The 250-nt window shown below is 77.6% G+C and carries 1 pseudogene; it reads left to right on the top strand.

From position 1 onward, the window contains the following. A pseudogene (locus KVS67_RS12475) lies at nt 1-250 on the top strand (3-phosphoshikimate 1-carboxyvinyltransferase); the annotation flags it as partial.

The raw sequence follows: 250 nt of genomic DNA, 5'->3' as shown, positions 1-250 counted from the left end.
CGGACCGGCTCGCCGCGCTCACCGCCGTGGCCGCCCGCCTGGGGATCACCGTGGACGAGGACGAGACGTCGCTCGGCTTCCCGGGCACGGTCGCGTCGGGGCCGCTGTCCCCCGCCGCCCTCGTGACCTACCACGATCACCGGATGGCGACCTTCGCCGCCGTCGTCGGCCTGCGCGTGCCGGGGGCCGGCATCGTGGACGGGGCGGCCACCCCGGAGACGGTGCCGGACTTCCCCCCACTGTGGGCCGC

Source organism: Micrococcus sp. GbtcB5 (genome assembly GCF_019091605.1).
Lineage (GTDB): Bacteria > Actinomycetota > Actinomycetes > Actinomycetales > Micrococcaceae > Micrococcus > Micrococcus luteus.
This window is presented reverse-complemented; position numbering and strand designations above follow the sequence as displayed.